Source organism: Kocuria dechangensis, assembly GCF_014636775.1.
Lineage (GTDB): Bacteria > Actinomycetota > Actinomycetes > Actinomycetales > Micrococcaceae > Kocuria > Kocuria dechangensis.
Map to the genome: position 1 here is coordinate 1 of NZ_BMEQ01000022.1, position 16859 is coordinate 16859.

Sequence of the window (16859 nt, forward strand, 5' to 3'; positions counted from 1 at the left end):
TCCAGGCGATGCCGTGCTCGGCCACGAACAGGATGCCCTCCAGGATGGCTCGGTCATCGACCCGTGGTCGCCCCGTTCGCCCGTTCTTGGCCGGCGGGGGTGGTGGTATCAACGGTTCCAGCAGCTCCCACAACTGGTCGCTGAGCAGTCGCCCGGACGCTGTCTGACTCGCCATGGCAGCCATGATCACCAGTCCGGCCGACCTCGCTCAACGCCTCAGCCATAACTATTGAAACCATCTCTAAGTTTCCTGCTATGGGTGCAGGGGGGAATCATCGAGTCGGTCCTTTGTAGAGCAGGGCAAGAGGGCATCACCGCTCCTGGCCTCCGGCTACCCGGGTCCGGTGAGTCTGATGCATTAAATTTGGCTTATTAAGACGTGCCGCGCCCCGCGCGTAGTTTTCGAAGCGGGACATCTGCAGGTGAAAGCGCGTGCGCAAGCGTTCAGTTCCTTGTCCCGCTGAGGTGGGACATTCCCTGGGCTCGAGGCTTCCAATGAGGGGCTCCAGGATGTAATAGGTAGGTCGGTGGTAATGGTTTATGTCCCTTGAGGCATGGTGGGAACGTCTCGGTGATGTGTCTTCTGCGAAACTCACTCCCATGGTCATCACTCCCCGCCGTCTGCTCCTTCCTGTCACCCTGATGTGCGCTCTGACGCTGAGTGGGTGTTCGAGCAACGGCCCGGCCGCTCCCGCCGCCCCCCAGGTTTCCGCCTCAGAAGAGACAAGCGTCTCCTCAGCTCCCGCGGCATCGCCTACTCCCGCAACAACACCTACTCCCACGGCATCGCCTACTGGCGATTCTCCGGAGCCGGCCGTCAGCCCCTCCACCAGCGCTCAAGAGGAACCTGCGGTGGCTCTGGACCAGACATTTACATCTCCGGATGGGTATTTGAGCTTCCGCTATCCCACCGGTTGGACTGTCTCCGTCCCCGAAGGCAGCGTCGAAGAGAGAATTAGCCGCTGGACCCTCCGCGATGCCGAGGGCGAACAAGTGCTCTCGCTCAGTGTCCGACCCGACGAGGACCCGTATAAGGTCAGCCCACCGCTGACTCCCGTGGTAATGCCCCAGGGCTCGATTCCTGGGGTGACGGATATGTTGGGAAACCACGCTCAAGCAGCTGTCGCTTCCACCCCCGGCCAGAGTCGAGGTGGAGACGCAGGTGTACTCTATGGGATGACTTCAGCCACCGGTGCGGATCCTGTCTTTGGGGATCTCCGATGGGGAGACGGATATTTGATTTCCTTCAGCGGATACCTGCGGCTTGGCCCCAACGATGTGGTGGATATGACGGCAGGAGCTGAGCAATTCGCCGCCAGTCCGCGGTTTCGCCACCAGATCTTGCCCATCATCCAATCTTTCACGGCTATGTCTCCCGGCACTGACTATCTCCCTGGCCAGGACAGCACCACGGGCGCCGGCTCACCCACCGTCGCACCCGAACGGGGTGCTGGGGCCACGTGCGTGGGCGCTAGGTACAGTTACTTGAACCTCCAAGGCGTGACGTGCCAGGAGGCGCAGGAGATCCTCCAGTTGGTGTCCGACACCGGTGAACCCATCGGTGCTCGCGGGCGGCGAACGGCTGATTACCACTGCTTTTGGTCCAGCATTGGTGAAGTGGAAGAAGGCTACGCCGATGTAATCTGCAAGCCACGAAATGGCGATGGTCTTGTCGCCTCTGAAAGCCTTTTTGATGCTTATTTTTTGAACCCCAAAACCACATACAACGGGTAATCCGTTTTGATGGGTGGATCTTTGTCAATTTAAATTCCCAAGGGAACCCTGTCCGGGCGCCAAGCAATCTATCTCACCGGTGTGCGCGGTCAAGGTCTCGAAGCCGAGGTGGGTGGTAGGGGGGGCAATCCCGTCCTCCCGCACGTAGGAGATGAAGACGAGCCGACCCTCGGGTGGCGCACATCTCAAGGGTTGTGAAGCGCTGGGGTGGCGAGACGCCGAGGGGAGCGAGGTGCTTGCTCCAGGTAGGAAACCGCTTCGGTGGTCGGGATGTCTTTCCGGTTGGTCCAGTGGTTCGGGGTGTCCGGACCTGTGTGGCGACCGCGGTTGGACGTTGGCCGGCAAGCGAACCCCACGGCTTCCCGGTGTGGGTCTGTCCGGCCTGCGCTGGGGGCTGCGGCGGTCATTGGGGGTGCCTGGGGGTGTCAGGCCGCGGTTGTTTCCTGCGTTCGAGCTCGGTGGCTCTCAGGCGGGGTAGTGCCCAGCAGGGCGAGTCCGAGGTTGGTGACCACCCCGCTGTAGGCCAGGCTCGCCCAGGCACTGCCGACAGAGGTGAGCAGCCAGAACGTGAGGAGGTACACCACCACGGCGGCGGTCAGCAGCCAGGCCGCCGATGATCGATCCCCCTGAAGCAGCATGGTGGCCCCGAGGGCGGCTGGGGCGGCGATGCCGATCCAGCCCAGGAGGTTCACCGGCACAAGCCACCACGGGGTCTGATCCTCATTCGTCAGCCACAGTGCTTCGGCGCTCGGGCCGAGCAGCGCCCACCCGGTGTCGAAGATCGTGTAGGCCGCGGTGGTGGTGATGGTGGTCCATCGCAGCACGGTCCGCGACCGCCGGCCGGCGTCGATGACCGCGGCATTGGAGACCATCACCACGATCAGTCCTGCACTCATCGCCAGGACGGCGACCCGGAAGACCCACTCCACCACCGGGGACCCTGTGGCGGTGCCGAGGGAGGGCGCCCCCGTGGTGGCCCCGATCACCGCCTCTGCCAGGATCAGCACGGAAACGGCGGCGACCAGCACGACCACGACCTTGTTCACCGGTCTCATGGGCTGCTCCTTGCCACGGCAACGACGCACGACCTCGAGCCTCAGCGTAGCCCGCAAGGACCCTGGTTGCATTGGGAAATGGGTTTATCACGCGATCGTCCCGATCGCCTTCGCAGGGCCTGCAGACCGTTCCCGTTGAGAGGTCGGCGTTTTTCAGGTCTGGGGATGGAGGACGGGGGTGGCGAGGCGGCTCCGGCGGGTGCTCAGCTGATCAGGAGGATGTCCTCGGATCGGAGGATCTCCCGGGGCAGGGCGGTGGGTCCGAGGCGGTCGAGGGGGTCGGCTGCGATGTGGGCGGGCAGCTCGAGTCCGGTCAGGGCTGCGATGCGTCGGACGGGTACTTGGAAGGTGCGGTAGGCGCCGAAGGAGAACTCTTCGGGTCCGGTGGCGAACTCCTCCAGCAGGGCTTCCTGGCTGAGCAGGTAGGCGGTGACGGTCAGCCGGTTCGTGGTGGTGACCATGGCGACGAGCTTGTAGAACTGCCTCGGGATGGCGACCCCGCGGTAGGCGGGGTCCTCGTCGTGGAGGACGGGGCCGGTGACGACGCTCACGGTGAGGTCGCGGTTGTCGGTGTTGTGGAGGATGTAGTCCTCCAGGCCTGCCCAGAGGGTCTGGTCGGCGTTGAAGTCGTGGTGCTGCGGGGTGGCGTTGGTGAAGTGGAAGGTGTCGTCGTTAGCCGCCTCAGCCACCGGGCCCCAGGCGGGGTCGAGCCGGCGCACCAGATGTCCGCGGTCCAGGGCGTTGTCCCGGTAGAGGTCATCGTTGGTCTGCTCGGCGCGGGGGATGCGGGGGTCGATGATCCAGCGGTCGGAGTCCCGTGACGGCCTGGTCGCGGTGCGCCCGTCGATGTTCACCGCGGTGTACAGGGCCAGTCGGCGGCGCCGGTGCATAACGATGCTGAAGTGGTGGTAGGTGAGCTCGGCGGAGGCCACCTCGGCCCAGGCCTGGTGTCCCGGCAGCGGCAGCCGGTGGTCCAGGAAGTCGGCGCGGTAGCCGTCACGGGTGCTGTAGTCGGGGTCGATGGAGACGGCCTCGGCAGGGAAACGCTCCGGGGGAGTGTCCCTGGCAGGGTCATCGGGGCCCGGGCTCTCGGGCGGGGTGATCATGACCATCACATCCCTTCACGCCGAGTGGGCCCCGCCGGGTGCGGAAGAGGCGGTGAGTGGGGCGGGACAGCTCTCCCGGCTGTCCCGCCCCGATTTGCGCGTCCCCGGCGTTCCCGGTCTGCTGCCCATCAACCCCCCGGAAGCGGGTGAGGCCGGTCGCTGCCACGGGAAGCGCTGAAGGTGGTTCGTTGGTGATCACCCGTGTTTTCCCTTGTCAGCCAAGGATGAGCCCACGTTGCCGGGTGGTCAATAGCGATGGGGAACATGACCTCCGGAGGACCGCACCGGCAGCGAGCACGGGGGGTGAGGCGCTCAGGATCGTCCTGCCGGCCCGCCAGGAGAACCGGCAGGGCGTAGCCACTCAGGACTGGCTGGTGGCGGTGTAGTAGGCGTCCTTGACGGACTGGTGGATCCGGCCGCGGTCGGAGACCTGGTGACCGTGCTGCTTGGCCCAGGCCCGGATCTGGGCGGTCTCCGAGGAGGAAGCAGTGGTGCCGGTGGTGCGCCGGCGGCGCCCATCGCCGGTGGGAGCTTTGCGCGAGACCGCCACGAAGGGCCGTACGGCCTCGCGCAGCTTCTCCGCGTTGGCGGTGGAAAGGTCGATCTCGTAGTCGCGCCCGTCCAGGGCGAAGGTCAGGGTCTCGTCGGCGGGGCCGCCGTCGAGGTCATCCTGGAGCTCGATGATGACGTTCTGGGCCATGGGTGGTGGTTCCTCTCGGGAGTAGGTGGTGGCGAGAAAATTGTGCCGAGTGCGTGCTCTCAGGCGTCGTCGGTGGGGTCCTCGACGGGGGCGGGAGGATCGGTGGCCTCCGCCGCCTCGGCCGGCTCCCCGGCCTGCGTGGTCTTGGTGCGGTTGCCGGTGATGACGGTGCCCACGACGCTGAGGTCCACGCAGAGCATGCCGTCCTCGGTGAAGGGCTTCCACCTCCGTGTTGCACTGGTGTCGATGCCGTAGTGCTGCGTGAAGGCGGTCGCCGAGACGATGGCCTGCCCGGGTCCGTTCTTGGAACCGCTGCGGACCGCGTAGGCGTGCGGGGCGGAGTCATCGGCCGGACGCAGCGCCACCACGTTCCGGTCGCGGTCGTAGAGCAGTTCCACGGTCTCGGCGTTGCCGATGAGTTCGTGGGCTGCTTTGTTGAGCGAGATCACCCCGCGCTTCTGGATGGTCACACTGGGCGCCTTCGCCAGTGGAGTCATTCTCTTGTCGAAGACCTCGAAAACCATTCTGCCCTCCCGCAACTCAGCCATTGATAAGTTTCAAGCACCCACAATAGTCATAGACGGGTATGAGTTCTCCAACTGGGCAGTGCTTGATCATCGTCAGCACTGTGGAACGGAATCCATGGTGGGGTCATCACAGCCAATCCATCCATTGCTCTACCAGACACTGCATGTCTCTCGATGTCCTGCATGGGAGGTCAAGCTGTTCGTAGAGCGATCTGGGTGTCTCTCAAGGCAAGGGATGCGAGACGTCTCACCGAACTTTTTTGCGGCCGCAAGATTCTGCGGTCGAGAGCGTCTCGCAGCTATGTGCTTTATCCCTGTGCCTAGAATCGGGTACTAGACATTGGTTGTGAGACACATAGGGGTTGACGTGGGAAAGCTCATCGGATATGCACGCGTGTCGACGCGGCAGCAGGATGCGGACCGTCAAGTGTCTGACCTGCTCAGTGCCGGTGTACGGCGCGATGATCTCTATGTGGATCATGGAGTGTCTGGAGCACGTGCATCGCGTCCTCAGTTCGATAAGGCCGTGGCCGCTCTCGAGGAGGGAGATACGTTGGTGATCACCACGCTGGACCGCCTGGGGCGATCGACGCAGAACATGCTGGCCTTTGCCGAGGCGCTGCGGAGCAGGGGAGCGGGGTTGCGCGTGCTGAACTTGGGCGGGGGAGACGTGGACACCCACACCCCCATGGGATCGATGGTCTTCACCGTCATGGCCGCCCTGGCCCAGATGGAACTGGAGATCAAGCGGGAGCGGATCACCGACTCCGTGGGCAAACGCCGGGCCGCCGGCAAGGACCTCGGCGGGCGCCGCCCCACCTTCACCGACTCCCAGATCCGCAACGCCCTCCGTTTGATCGAGGCGGGAGAGCCGGCCACCCAGGTCGCCCGTGATCTGGGCATGTCGCGGGCCACGCTCTATCGGCGAATCCGAGAGCTGCCCATGCTGACGACGATCTGAGCGGGTGCTGTCCCTGAAACCGGGGATGCGTATAGCGGCCATCGGATGCTGTTGATCGGTACAACTCTCACCTGCAGAGGTGGGGTTGTCGGCATGGAATCGAGCGGCGCCAGTCCTGTCCTGCCGCAGGGAAAGTGAAAAGAGTTGGCACCTGATGCCCTCAGCGCTGGAGTACGGTCGAAGGAGGGAGCCGCAGATGAGTGCGGAGTCGATCAGGATGCTCATCGACGGACAGGACTTTTCCGTGACGGCCCGCCCCGGCGAGCCCGGGGATCTATGACTTCGTCTGACTCAACCACCCGGCCGGCTACGGGTTCACCTCCGCCGGTGGTCCGCTGAGCCGAGCAGAGATGGTAGAAGCCATCAAGAACTTCCTGGCGGGCATCAATCCGGCCACCGGCTTCCTCGACTGATTGGACGAGGGTTCCCAGACCTGGATCCCGGCGCCGTGCCACAACACGTACGCGAAGCCCCTGACAGCCAGAAAGGCAAGAGTCGTGTCCCGTCCCGCAGCGCCAGGAGCAGTCCGATGACGGGGAACCGGGCGCGTCCTGCCACGCCGGAGGATCGACGGCGGCGACCCGGGGGTCTGCGTTCTCGTGGAGCACGGACCATTGTGCTGCTGGGCATCGACGGGGCAGGAAAGACCACCACGGCCGCAGCGCTGGTGGCCGCGGAGCGGGAGGCGGGGCGTCCGGCGATCGTGCTGCGTAACCGCTCCGGGCGCCGCTGGCTGGCCCGAACCTCGGCACGCTTCGGGGTGGAGTTGCCGGTGCGGTGGGTGGATCGGGTCGAGACCGTGGTGCGCACCGCCAATGTCCTGATGTCCCAGGCCCGGACCGATCACCGGGGCGGTCTGGTGATCCTGGACCGCCATCTGGTGTGCCAACTGGTGCTGCGTCGTGTCCGGGGCCTGACGCAGGGACGGGTGCTGCCGTGGTTGTCGGCCCGTTTGCTGCGCGGGGACGCCGTGGTCGTGCTCGACGTCCCGGCCGAGACCGCCCATGCACGGATCCTCGCCCGCGGTGAGGATGACGAGTCGCTGGAGTATCTGCGCGCGGCCCGGGCCACCTATCTGGAGCTCGCCCGGGCCCGGGGCTGGATCGTCGTGGACGCCGGCGGGGCACCCGAGGTAGTCATCGCCCGGATCGCGGGAGCTGCCAGCCTTTGATAAAGCTGCAGATCCAGCCCGGTCCCAGGCAGTGTCCTGTGGGTGAGCGCGACGGCAGGACACCTCCGGGCGCGAGAGAGTGCGGGCAGGGCAGTCGAGACGAAGGAGCGCGATGTGCTGCACACCGGACAACCGGGAATGTGCTGCCTTGGTCGCCGGCTTCCTCCTGCTCTTCGGTGCGGGTGCTGTAACTCCGTCCCTCTTCAGCGGGTTCATCGGGGCTTCTTCCTTGACCACTGCAAGGACGGGGCCGCCGTGTCGTATGAAATACGCCATCTTCCTCCGAGCTACATCTGCGAGTACGGGGACGGATGCAGAATCCACACGGGAGAGGCCCCGGGGCGGGGCCCGGTCGGGATGGCCTGCGGTGGCGTGGTCCTGATCATGGCCGCCCTGTCCGCCTGGCACCGCGCATCACGGATCGCCACCAAGGAGCTACAGGCCGCCGAGAACTCCCCACGGGCAGGCCTTGATCCGCAGGACACTCCCTAGACTGGCCGACATGCCTGCCACCACAGCTCCCATTGGGCGGCGCCTGTCGTGGCTGCTCAACAGTCATCCGGACCGCCCCGTGCCGATCGAGGACGCCGCCCGCAGGATCGCCGCCTTCGTCTACGGCAACATCCTCGTCCTGGCCGCCTTGATCGCCCTGCACCCGGACGATCTGGCCGGCCCCAAGGCAGCGGCCTACGTAGTGGGCACCGGCGTGTCGACGTTCGTGGCCCATCTGCTCGCCGAGTCGGTCGGCACCCGGGTGCGCACCGGCCAACGCCTCACCGGCGCGGACCTGCGCCACGAGCTGCGCGATGCTCTGCCCATTGTCTCTGCCACCACGCTTCCTGGGCTGCTGATGGGTGCGGCCCTGCTGGGCTGGCTGACCCAGCCCATGGCCCTGGCGGCGGCGATCGGGGTGACCGTGCTGCGACTGGCCGCACTGGGGCGGGTCGTAGGACGACTGCAGGGCCAGCGCGCCTCGGCGCGCACCTTCCTCTCCGGGGTGCTGCTGGCTGCAGCCGGGATCGGCGCCGCCGCCCTCAAATGGTGGCTCACGCACTGAACACACCCCGGCAACGCTCCTGTGGCACAGCATCCTCAAGTGCTGTCCGGTGCACGGACCGATCCCGCGGCGAACCATCGGCAGGCCGTTGTCAGGAGGCCTCTCTGCGGACGCCATCCACCGATCCGGAACGTGCTGGCCTTCGCCGAGGCCCTGCGGGACGGGGCGCCGAGTTGCGAATGCTGGACCTCGGCGGGGGAGGCGTGGACATCTCCACCCCGATGGGCTTGATGATGTCCGCCGTCAGGGCAGCCCTGGCCCAGATGGAACCGGAAATCCAGCGCGAACGCATCATCGACTTGGTGGCCGGCGCTTGGCCTGACGCCGCCCAGCCGCTATGAACCCCACCGTGATGGCCAGGGCCAGTACGCCGAGGAGGAGCCGACCGGCCATGAAATAGCGGATCGCCATGGACGCGACCAGCATGTAGACGGCAAGCATTCCGGGGCTATCCCGCTGATATCGGGACATTCCCTGCCTTTTATCGATCTGGTTTGCGGCAGGCACCAGTGGCCGCTTCTCTATCACGCGACCACCCTAGGCCGCTGTCCTCGAGAAAAAGGGGCGGCAGGGCGTTAAGGATCCATCAAGGAATCAACGGGCAGAGCTCGTCCCGGTGCTTCCACTGCTGCCGCGAGGTGGTGGTGATGCCGGTCGACCGGCTGGGTGATGTGCGCCCCGACGCTTCCTGTGAGCCGGCCTGCAGAACGTCGTGGACCTCGATGCACAGGACCGGGATGCCTGGAGCATCCCAGCGGCTCCAGGTGCAACAGAGCCGATGTGGGTCCTGGGCACCGGGTTCTCGTGCCAGCCGTGACGGCGTGCATCAGCAGTGCAGCAGCACTGGTGGAGGGCCTCACGATCATTGCAGCGCGGGGATGGTGTGAAGAGGACGTCAAGAATTGCACGGATCCCGTTAAGGGGGCATTAAGAACGGTGTCGGGGATCGCCGGTGGGTGTGGACTGGCTGCGGGGCCCAGCAGGGTCCGGACCGTTGGAGCCGTCAGCGGTCCCTGTCATACCGCTTCCTCCTGAGGGCTTGATCACCGTATCGAGCTCTCAGGGGCGGGGCGGGGGTCGAGGAAGCAGATCATGGAACGTGCGACGTCGTATTCGATGCCGGCCAGTGTGCCGCGCCCGGGAACGACACCGGCCTCTCGGCACCCTGTCGTGCGGTGGCTCTCGGCCCACCAGGTGCATCCGGCAGGCCCGGCCGCGGCCGAGGCCGAACATCGGGAACATTCCTGGTGGAAGGTGATGTGCCTGACCGGGGTGGACTACTTCTCCACGCTGTCCTACCTGCCCGGCATCGCCGCCCTGGCCGCCGGGGTGTTCTCCCCGCTGGCCACGCTGCTGATCGTGGCGCTGACCCTGTTCGGGATGCTGCCCATGTACCGCAAGGTCGCCCAGGAGAGCCCGCACGGGCAGGGGTCGGTGGCGATGCTCGAGCACCTGCTCCCGTTCTGGCGGGGCAAGGTGTTCGTGCTGGTGCTGCTGGGGTTCGTGGCCACCTCCTGGATCGTCACCATCACCCTGTCCGCGGCCGACGCCACCGTGCACCTGGTGGAGAACCCGCTGGCCCCCCGGTTCCTGCAGGGGCACAACGTGGCGGTGACCGTGGTGCTCCTGCTGGTCCTGGGCGCTGTCTTCCTCAAGGGCTTCACCGAGGCCGTGGCCGTGGCGATCCCTCTGGTGGTGGCGTTCATGGGCCTCAACGCCGTGATCATCGGTGCCGGCGCCTGGGAGATCGTCTCCACGCCTGGTTCCTTCCAGGGCTGGACGGAGGCCCTCACCCGCACGGGGGGAGGACCGGGGCAGATCCTGGGCCTGTCGGTGCTGGCGTTCCCGCTGCTGGTGCTGGGCCTGTCCGGGTTCGAGACCGGGGTGTCGATGATGCCCCTGGTCGCCGCCCAGGGGGCGACTCCCGCCCAGCGGCTGGCCTCACGGGTGCGCAACGCCCGGAAGCTGCTGACCACGGCGGCGCTGATCATGAGCGTCTACCTCATCGGGTCCTCCTTCGTGACCACGGTGCTGATCCCGGCCGAGGAGTTCGAGGAGGGCGGGGCCGCCTACGGCCGGGCTCTGGCCTACCTGGCCCACGAGCGCTTCGGGGAGGGCTTCGGCACCGTCTACGACCTGGCGAGCATCCTGATCCTGTGGTTCGCCGGGGCCTCGGCGATGGCCGGGCTGATCAACATCGTCCCCCGCTACCTGCCCGGCTACGGGATGGCCCCGGAGTGGGGCCGGCTGGTGCGCCCGGTGGTGTTCGTCTACACCGGGCTGAGCATCCTGATCACGATCGTCTTCCGCGCCGACGTCAACGCCCAGGCCGGGGCCTATGCCACCGGGGTGCTGGCCATGATGGTCTCCGCGGCGGTGGCCGTGACCATCTCCTGCTACCGGGGACACCGCCGGGGTGCGGCGGCCGGGTTCGCCGTGGTGGTGCTGGTGATGGGCTACGCCCTGGTGGAGAACATCATCCTGAAGCCCGACGGCCTGGTGATCTCCGCGTTCTTCGTCGCCGGGATCATCGCCGTTTCCCTCATCTCCCGGGTCACCCGGACCACCGAGCTGCGCGCCGACCGGATCGCCTTCGACGAGACGGCGCGGCAGTTCGTGCTCGAGTCCCTGGAGCACGACGGGCGGCTGAACATCATCGCCCACAAGCCGTCCGGCAACAGCGGCCGTCGCTACGCGGCCAAGGAGGCCGTCCAGCGGCTGGTCAACCCGGTCCCCGGCCAGGCCGACGTGATCTTCCTGGAGGTGCAGATCAGCGACCCGTCCTCGTTCTCCGAGGAGCTGGAGGTCCACGGGGTGGAGGTCTCCGGGCACCGGATCCTGCGGGTCTCCTCCCCGGCGGCGCCCAACGCGATCGCCGCGGTCCTGCTGGCCCTGCGCGACGGCACCGGGGTGATCCCCCACGCCTACTTCGACTGGTCCGAGGGCAACCCGATCACCCACCTGCTGCGCTACCTGCTGCTGGGCCAGGGCGACACGGCCCCCGTGGTCCGTGAGATCCTCCGCGAGCACGAGCCCGCCCCGGACCGCCGGCCCCGCATCCACGTCGGTTGATCCCCGTGCACCCGTCAATGAAGACCGGGCGGCACCTGCCCGCGGAGAATGAGGAGGCAACAGGGATCATCTCGGATCCTTGCATCGGCGAGCATCTCGCTTGTTCCTGGGCGGGGCAATGGACCGGTGCCGCCGGGGCGGCCCAGAAGGAGGTCGAGATCCCTGTGGATCCACGTAGCGAGAAGCACTCGATCGGCTCTTTTCCTGCTCGCTCCGGGCGGCGCCGTGGCGCTCCGGAGCCGGAGGACACCGTGGTCTTCGACGGCTCTGAGAACCACGGGCAACCGGTTCCCCCGGCCTTCGCCGGTGAACGCTCCCGGGCACGCCGCGCCGCGCCGCTGAGCGCCTCGCGCCGGTTGGCCGGCTGGCTGCTGGCAATGGGCGGCTCGGTGGCGCTGACGGAGGTGTTCCTGAGGGCGGGAACCGGCCCGGAGAACCTGACCCTGAACTTCCTGTGCCACCTGACCCTGGTCGTGTTCGTGGCGATCGTGGGCGGGTGGTGGCCGGCGGTGGCCGCGGCCGTGCTGGGCACGATGCTCATCAACTGGTTCTTCACCCCGCCCACCGGGCAGTGGATCATCCACGAGCCGCTGAACATCTGGGCGCTGGTGCTGTTCCTGCTGGTGGCCGCCGGGGTGGCCCGGGTGGTCGACATCGAGGCCCGCCGCACCGCCGAGGCCCGTGCGGCCCGCCACCAGGCGGCGGTGCTGTTCGACCTGGCCGGCGGAGTGATCAGCGAGGGCCTGAGCGTGCAGGCCCTGCTGGACCGGCTGCGGAGCAGCTACGCCCTCACCGGCGTCGCCCTGGCCGCACGGCCCGCCGGGCCCACGGCCCCGGACGAGCGGACCGTCCTGCTGGCCTCGGGGCGCCCGGCCACGGACCCCGCCGCCTGGGGCACCACCGTGACCGTCGACGACCGCCACCTCCTGCTGGTCGACGGCATCTCCGCAGAGGCCCCCGAACGGGGCATCCTGGAGGCCTTCGCCGGGCGGATCGGCGCCGTGCTGCAGCAGCACGCCCTGGACGAGGCGCGGTTGCAGGCCCGGGAGCTGGCGGCCGGCAACGCCATGCGCACCGCCCTGCTGGCGGCGGTCTCCCACGACCTGCGCACCCCCCTGGCCGGGATCAAGGCCTCCGTCTCCAGCCTGCGGATGCAGGACGTCGTGCTCAGCGAGCAGGACACCGCCGAGCTGCTGGCCACCATCGAGGAGTCCGCCGACCAGCTCACCGAGCGGATCGAGGACCTGCTGGACATGAGCCGCATCCAGTCCGGGAACCTGGTCGTCCACCGGGTGCCCCTGGAGGTGGAGGACCTGGTGGTCAGTGCCCTGCGCGGCGTGTTCGATCCCGACGAGCCCGCCCGGATCACGCTCGAGGTCCCCCCGGACACACCCCCCGTCCTGGGCGACCATGGCTTGCTCGTGCGGATCATCGCCAACCTCCTGGAGAACGCCCTCAAGCACGCCGCCGGCACGCCCGTGACCCTCCAGGCCTGCACGGTGGAGGAGACGGTGCAGGTGCGTGTCATCGACCACGGCCCCGGAGTCCCCGCCGCCGAGCGGGAGAGGATCTTCCAGCCCTTCCAGCGCCTGGGCGACCGGGACAACACCACCGGGATCGGCCTGGGCCTAGCCGTCGCCCGCGGGCTCGCCGAAGGCGTCGGCGGGCAGGTCCACGCCGAGGACACCCCCGGGGGCGGGCTGACCATGGTGCTGACCCTGCGGGCGGCCACCGCCCCCAGCGTGCCGGCGGCCACCGACAAGAGCGAGCAGGTGGGCCGGTGAACGCCAGTGTGCTCGTCGTCGAGGACGACCCCCACATCGCCCGGGCCCTGCTGGTCAACCTCAAGGCCCGCGGCTACCGCACCCACCACGCCGCCACCGGCCGGGCGGCCCTGGAGATCGCCGCCCACGAGCACCCCGACGTGATCCTCCTGGACCTGGGCCTGCCCGACATGGAGGGCCGCCAGGTCATCGAGGGCATCCGCGGGTGGTCCCAGGTGCCGATCATGGTGGTCTCCGCCCGGGGCGAGTCCCACAGCAAGGTCGACGCCCTGGACCGCGGGGCCGACGACTACGTGGCCAAACCCTTCGCCATGGACGAGCTGCTGGCCCGCCTGCGCGCCGCGCTGCGCCGGGCCCAGCCCGACCCGGTCCAGGCGGTGGTCACCACCTCCGACGGCCGGGTGAGCATCGACCTGGCGAGCAAGTCGGTGACGGTCGAGGGCACCCCGGTGCGGCTGACCAAGCTCGAATGGCGCCTGCTCGAGGTGCTGGCCCGCAACACCCACCGCCTGATCGGGCGCACCGAGCTGCTCACCACCGTGTGGGGCCCCGAGTACGGCGAGGAAGCCAATTATCTGCGGGTCTACATCTCCCAGCTCCGATCCAAGCTCGAGCCCGACCCCTCCCATCCCCGCTACTTCCTCACGGAGCTGGGCATGGGCTACCGGTTCACCCCCTGAGGCTGCTGCGATGTTCCCCTGGATGATCCGCCTCCACGAAGCCCGAGGCCCCGTAGACCCCGCAACGACCGAAAGCTGCCCCCCATGCCGTTAGAAGAGGCTCTGTACCGGGCCCGGGTCCGGCGCCTGACCAGGACGTCCGGGCACCGCTCCCCGCGCCAGTACACCCCCAAGCCCCCTCCGGCTTCGAGGCCCCGGCATACCACCGATCCGCAGCAGACGAGCCCGGCCCGGATCGCCCAGATCATCGTCGGAGCCTTCGGGGCGGCCCTGCTGATCGGCACCGCCCTGCTGATGTTGCCCATGGCGAAAGTCGGGGAGGGCGGGGCGAGCTTCCTCCAAGCCCTGTTCACGGCCACCTCCGCCCTGTGCGTGACCGGGCTGGTCGTGGTGGACACCCCCACCTTCTGGACCCCGTTCGGCCAAGTGGTGATCCTGGGCCTGATCCAGGTCGGCGGGTTCGGGGTGATGTCCTTCACCACCATGCTGGGCGTCCTGCTGGCGCGGAAGTTCGGGCTCGCCGCCCGGATCCTGACCTCGGCCGAGACCAAGAACACCAGCTACGGCAACATGCGCCGGGTCCTGCTGCGCATCCTGGCCACCTCCCTGGCCATCGAGGCGGCCGTGGCGGTGGCCCTGTTCCTGCGCTTCGTCACCGGCTACGGCTACCCGGCCGGTCAGGCCGCCTGGCACGCGGTGTTCCACTCCGTCTCAGCGTTCAACAACGCCGGGTTCGCCCTCTACACCCTGTCCCTGATGGACTTCGTCGGCGACCCGTGGATCATCCTGCCGATTGCCGCCGCCGTCATCCTGGGCGGACTCGGGTTCCCCGTGCTCTACGAGCTGCGCCGGGAATGGCGGATCCCGCGGAAATGGTCGATGAACACCCGCATCGTGCTGCTGGCCACCCCGGTGCTGCTGGTCCTGGGCACGGTGTTCCTCTGTGTCATCGAGTGGACCAACCCGTCCACCCTGGGCCCCCTGGCGGCGCGGGAGAAGCTGCTGGCCGGGTTCTTCCAGTCCACCGTCGCCCGCACCGCCGGGTTCAACAGCATCGACATCGCCGCCATGAACCCGGTCTCCTGGCTCGGGCTGGACATCCTCATGCTCATCGGCGGCGGACCCGCCGGCACCGCCGGCGGTCTGAAAGTCACCACCTTCGCCGTGCTGGGCTTCATCGCCTACACCGAGATCAACGGCGGGACCGCGGTGAACGTGCTGGGTAAACGCCTGTCCCGCTCCGTCCACCGCCAGGCCATCACCCTGGTGGTCCTGGCCATCGGGGCCGTTCTCTCCGCCACCATGGTGCTGATGCTCCTGCACCAGGACCTGGGCCTGGACCGGGTGCTGTTCGAAGCCGTCTCCGCCTTCGCCACCGTGGGACTGTCCACCGGCATCACCCCCACCCTCTCGGCCCCGGCCCAATATGTGCTGATCGTCCTCATGTTCCTGGGCCGGCTCGGACCCACCACGGTGGCCACCGCCATCGCCGCCCGCTCCCGGCCGGTGCTCTACGAGCTGCCCAAGGAACGCCCCCTGATCGGCTGACCTGCCCCTCATCGGGCCCGCCCCTGCACCTACTTCCCGTAAGGATTCCAAAATGTTCTCCACCCGCCGCCCCGCCCCCGCTGAGCGACCCAAAGAACGCCGCCACACCAACCCCGATGCGGTGGCGGTGATCGGGCTGGGCCGCTTCGGCTCGGCGCTGGCCCTGGAACTGATGCGCAACGGCGCGGAGGTTCTGGGCATCGACGACAGCGAGAACACCGTCCAGGAGCTCAACGGCCAGCTCACCACCGTGGCCCGGGCCGACGCGACCCGGGAGGAGGCACTCCGACAGCTCGGGGTGGACGAGTTCGACAAGGTCGTCGTCGGGATCGGCACCGACATCCAGGCCTCCATCCTGGTCGCCTCCCGGCTGCTGAAGTTCGACCGGCCCGAGATCTGGGCCAAGGCCATCACCGAACCCCACGCCGAGATCCTCGACCAGCTCGGGGTCCACCACGTCATCCGTCCCGAGCACGACATGGGCGTCCGGTCCGCCCACCTGATCCGTGGCCGGGTCCTGGACTTCGCCCAGATCGACGAAGGCTTCGCCATGGTCCGCTGTGCGGTCCCCGAACAGGTCCAGCAGCGGCCCCTGGACACCCTCGGACTGCACACCCGGTACGGGGTCTCTATCGTGGCCGTGCGCCGACCCGGTGAGGGCTGGGTCCCGACCGAGCTGTCCACCGTGCTCTACGAGGACGACCAAGTCCTGGTCACCGGCCCCACCGACAAGGCCGAGGCCTTCAGCAACCTCTCCTGACCACCCTCCCCGGCGGCCCATCGGGACCGCAGGGCCCAAAACCGAGGCCTCGTGCTTCGTTGAGACCATCCCGAACACCGGGGAGTGAGACCTATGGACAACAGAACCCGCAGTGAACGCGGCGGAGTGGTGCTGTCCCATCCCGACCGGCCCATCCCCTCCCGACGACGTCTCCTGCGGGCGACAGCGCCGGCCGACGGCTTCTTCGTGGTGGCCGCACTGTTCGCCGCCTGGTGGGCGGGGACCGGGGCCGGACGCCCATGGGTCGTGCCGGGATGGGTGGGCGCCTTCGTCCTGGCGTGGCTAGTGCTCATGCTCACCCGGGCCCGGCGCCCGGAGGTGCGCCGATTCTCCCAGCGCAAGGACGTCCACGCCGCCCGACGACAGGCTGTACGTACCGGGCGGTTGCCGGAGTCCCCCTCGGTGCGCATCGGGGCCGCGGCCCGCTCCTGCGACCACCTGGAAATCACCGTCCTGCTGTTGACCGCCGGGGTGGCCACAGGGCTGGGGATCGTGCTGTGGCCTTCCCTGCCGTGGTCGTGGATCCTTATCGGCTGGGCTGTCCTCACCGCACTGTCCCTTATCGGGGCGGCGCGGGGGTGGATCTATCTGGGCCTGTACGAAACCGGTCACCGCGGCGCTTCGATGTAGCCGGCGCATCTGCCTCTCAATCACCCGGTATCAACTCACACCTGCGGGTTCTA

At 67.8% G+C, this 16859-nt stretch carries 16 protein-coding genes; 11 read left to right on the forward strand and 5 right to left on the reverse strand.

Features of this window, described 5'->3' with window-relative positions:
• A partial coding sequence (locus tag IEW07_RS15905; RefSeq protein ID WP_371870237.1) for a transposase occupies window positions 1–184 on the reverse strand: 184 nt, incomplete at its 3' end.
• A gap of 668 nt (window positions 185–852) precedes the next feature.
• Here IEW07_RS15905 and IEW07_RS15910 point away from each other — a divergent pair.
• Entirely contained in the window at window positions 853–1734 is an 882-nt protein-coding gene (locus IEW07_RS15910) for a hypothetical protein (protein WP_188539023.1), read from the forward strand.
• Between the two features lie 425 nt (window positions 1735–2159).
• Here the strand turns inward: IEW07_RS15910 and IEW07_RS15915 are convergent, their stop codons facing one another.
• The 4 genes from IEW07_RS15915 to IEW07_RS15930 form a co-directional block, all read right to left on the reverse strand.
• Window positions 2160–2789, reverse strand: coding sequence for a hypothetical protein (locus IEW07_RS15915; RefSeq protein WP_188539025.1), 630 nt, complete (start codon window positions 2787–2789; stop codon window positions 2160–2162).
• Window positions 2790–2992: 203 nt separating this feature from the next.
• Window positions 2993–3895, reverse strand: coding sequence for a DNA/RNA non-specific endonuclease (locus IEW07_RS15920; RefSeq protein ID WP_229741906.1), 903 nt, complete (start codon window positions 3893–3895; stop codon window positions 2993–2995).
• A 361-nt stretch (window positions 3896–4256) separates the two neighbouring features.
• Window positions 4257–4595: a histone-like nucleoid-structuring protein Lsr2 gene (locus tag IEW07_RS15925; protein WP_188539029.1), complete on the reverse strand. Its 339-nt coding sequence runs from the start codon at window positions 4593–4595 to the stop codon at window positions 4257–4259.
• Window positions 4596–4654: 59 nt separating this feature from the next.
• Window positions 4655–5143, reverse strand: coding sequence for a hypothetical protein (locus IEW07_RS15930; protein WP_188539031.1), 489 nt, complete (start codon window positions 5141–5143; stop codon window positions 4655–4657).
• Window positions 5144–5489: 346 nt separating this feature from the next.
• Between IEW07_RS15930 and IEW07_RS15935 the strand changes: the two genes are divergently transcribed.
• The 10 genes from IEW07_RS15935 to IEW07_RS15980 all read left to right on the forward strand — a co-directional run bounded on the left by IEW07_RS15935 (window position 5490) and on the right by IEW07_RS15980 (window position 16806).
• A complete protein-coding gene (locus tag IEW07_RS15935) occupies window positions 5490–6083 on the forward strand; it encodes a recombinase family protein (RefSeq protein WP_188539033.1) in 594 nt (197 codons plus the stop codon).
• Between the two features lie 616 nt (window positions 6084–6699).
• Window positions 6700–7254, forward strand: a complete 555-nt coding sequence (locus tag IEW07_RS15940; protein ID WP_188539034.1) for an AAA family ATPase — start codon at window positions 6700–6702, stop codon at window positions 7252–7254.
• A 502-nt stretch (window positions 7255–7756) separates the two neighbouring features.
• The gene (locus tag IEW07_RS15945; RefSeq protein WP_188539037.1) at window positions 7757–8311 is read left to right on the forward strand and encodes a hypothetical protein; all 555 of its coding nucleotides are present in this window, start codon (window positions 7757–7759) and stop codon (window positions 8309–8311) included.
• Window positions 8312–8514: 203 nt separating this feature from the next.
• A complete protein-coding gene (locus IEW07_RS21650; protein ID WP_308738237.1) occupies window positions 8515–8652 on the forward strand; it encodes a hypothetical protein in 138 nt (45 codons plus the stop codon).
• Between the two features lie 751 nt (window positions 8653–9403).
• Window positions 9404–11383, forward strand: coding sequence for an APC family permease (locus IEW07_RS15955; RefSeq protein WP_188539039.1), 1980 nt, complete (start codon window positions 9404–9406; stop codon window positions 11381–11383).
• A gap of 164 nt (window positions 11384–11547) precedes the next feature.
• The gene (locus IEW07_RS15960; RefSeq protein WP_188539041.1) at window positions 11548–13167 is read left to right on the forward strand and encodes a sensor histidine kinase; all 1620 of its coding nucleotides are present in this window, start codon (window positions 11548–11550) and stop codon (window positions 13165–13167) included.
• Window positions 13164–13847 carry a response regulator gene (locus IEW07_RS15965; RefSeq protein WP_229741908.1) on the forward strand — a complete coding sequence of 228 codons (684 nt, stop codon included), beginning with the start codon at window positions 13164–13166 and terminating at the stop codon, window positions 13845–13847. Before IEW07_RS15960 ends, IEW07_RS15965 begins: the two co-directional genes overlap by 4 nt.
• 84 nt (window positions 13848–13931) lie before the next feature.
• Window positions 13932–15395 (forward strand): TrkH family potassium uptake protein, encoded by a 1464-nt coding sequence (locus IEW07_RS15970; RefSeq protein ID WP_188539043.1) that lies wholly within the window; start codon window positions 13932–13934, stop codon window positions 15393–15395.
• 52 nt (window positions 15396–15447) lie between these two features.
• Window positions 15448–16155, forward strand: coding sequence for a potassium channel family protein (locus IEW07_RS15975; RefSeq protein WP_188539045.1), 708 nt, complete (start codon window positions 15448–15450; stop codon window positions 16153–16155).
• 93 nt (window positions 16156–16248) lie between these two features.
• Window positions 16249–16806, forward strand: a complete 558-nt coding sequence (locus IEW07_RS15980) for a hypothetical protein (protein ID WP_188539047.1) — start codon at window positions 16249–16251, stop codon at window positions 16804–16806.
• Window positions 16807–16859 lie beyond the last annotated feature (53 nt).

Bases quoted from the DNA above. Each gene is read 5' to 3' on its own strand.
- IEW07_RS15915 (WP_188539025.1), bottom strand. From the start codon at position 2,789: ATGAGACCGGTGAACAAGGTCGTGGTCGTGCTGGTCGCCGCCGTTTCC.
- IEW07_RS15920 (WP_229741906.1), bottom strand. From the start codon at position 3,895: ATGATCACCCCGCCCGAGAGCCCGGGCCCCGATGACCCTGCCAGGGAC.
- IEW07_RS15925 (WP_188539029.1), bottom strand. From the start codon at position 4,595: ATGGCCCAGAACGTCATCATCGAGCTCCAGGATGACCTCGACGGCGGC.
- IEW07_RS15930 (WP_188539031.1), bottom strand. From the start codon at position 5,143: ATGGCTGAGTTGCGGGAGGGCAGAATGGTTTTCGAGGTCTTCGACAAG.
- IEW07_RS15945 (WP_188539037.1), top strand. From the start codon at position 7,757: ATGCCTGCCACCACAGCTCCCATTGGGCGGCGCCTGTCGTGGCTGCTC.
- IEW07_RS15955 (WP_188539039.1), top strand. From the start codon at position 9,404: ATGGAACGTGCGACGTCGTATTCGATGCCGGCCAGTGTGCCGCGCCCG.
- IEW07_RS15970 (WP_188539043.1), top strand. From the start codon at position 13,932: ATGCCGTTAGAAGAGGCTCTGTACCGGGCCCGGGTCCGGCGCCTGACC.
- IEW07_RS15975 (WP_188539045.1), top strand. From the start codon at position 15,448: ATGTTCTCCACCCGCCGCCCCGCCCCCGCTGAGCGACCCAAAGAACGC.
- IEW07_RS15980 (WP_188539047.1), top strand. From the start codon at position 16,249: ATGGACAACAGAACCCGCAGTGAACGCGGCGGAGTGGTGCTGTCCCAT.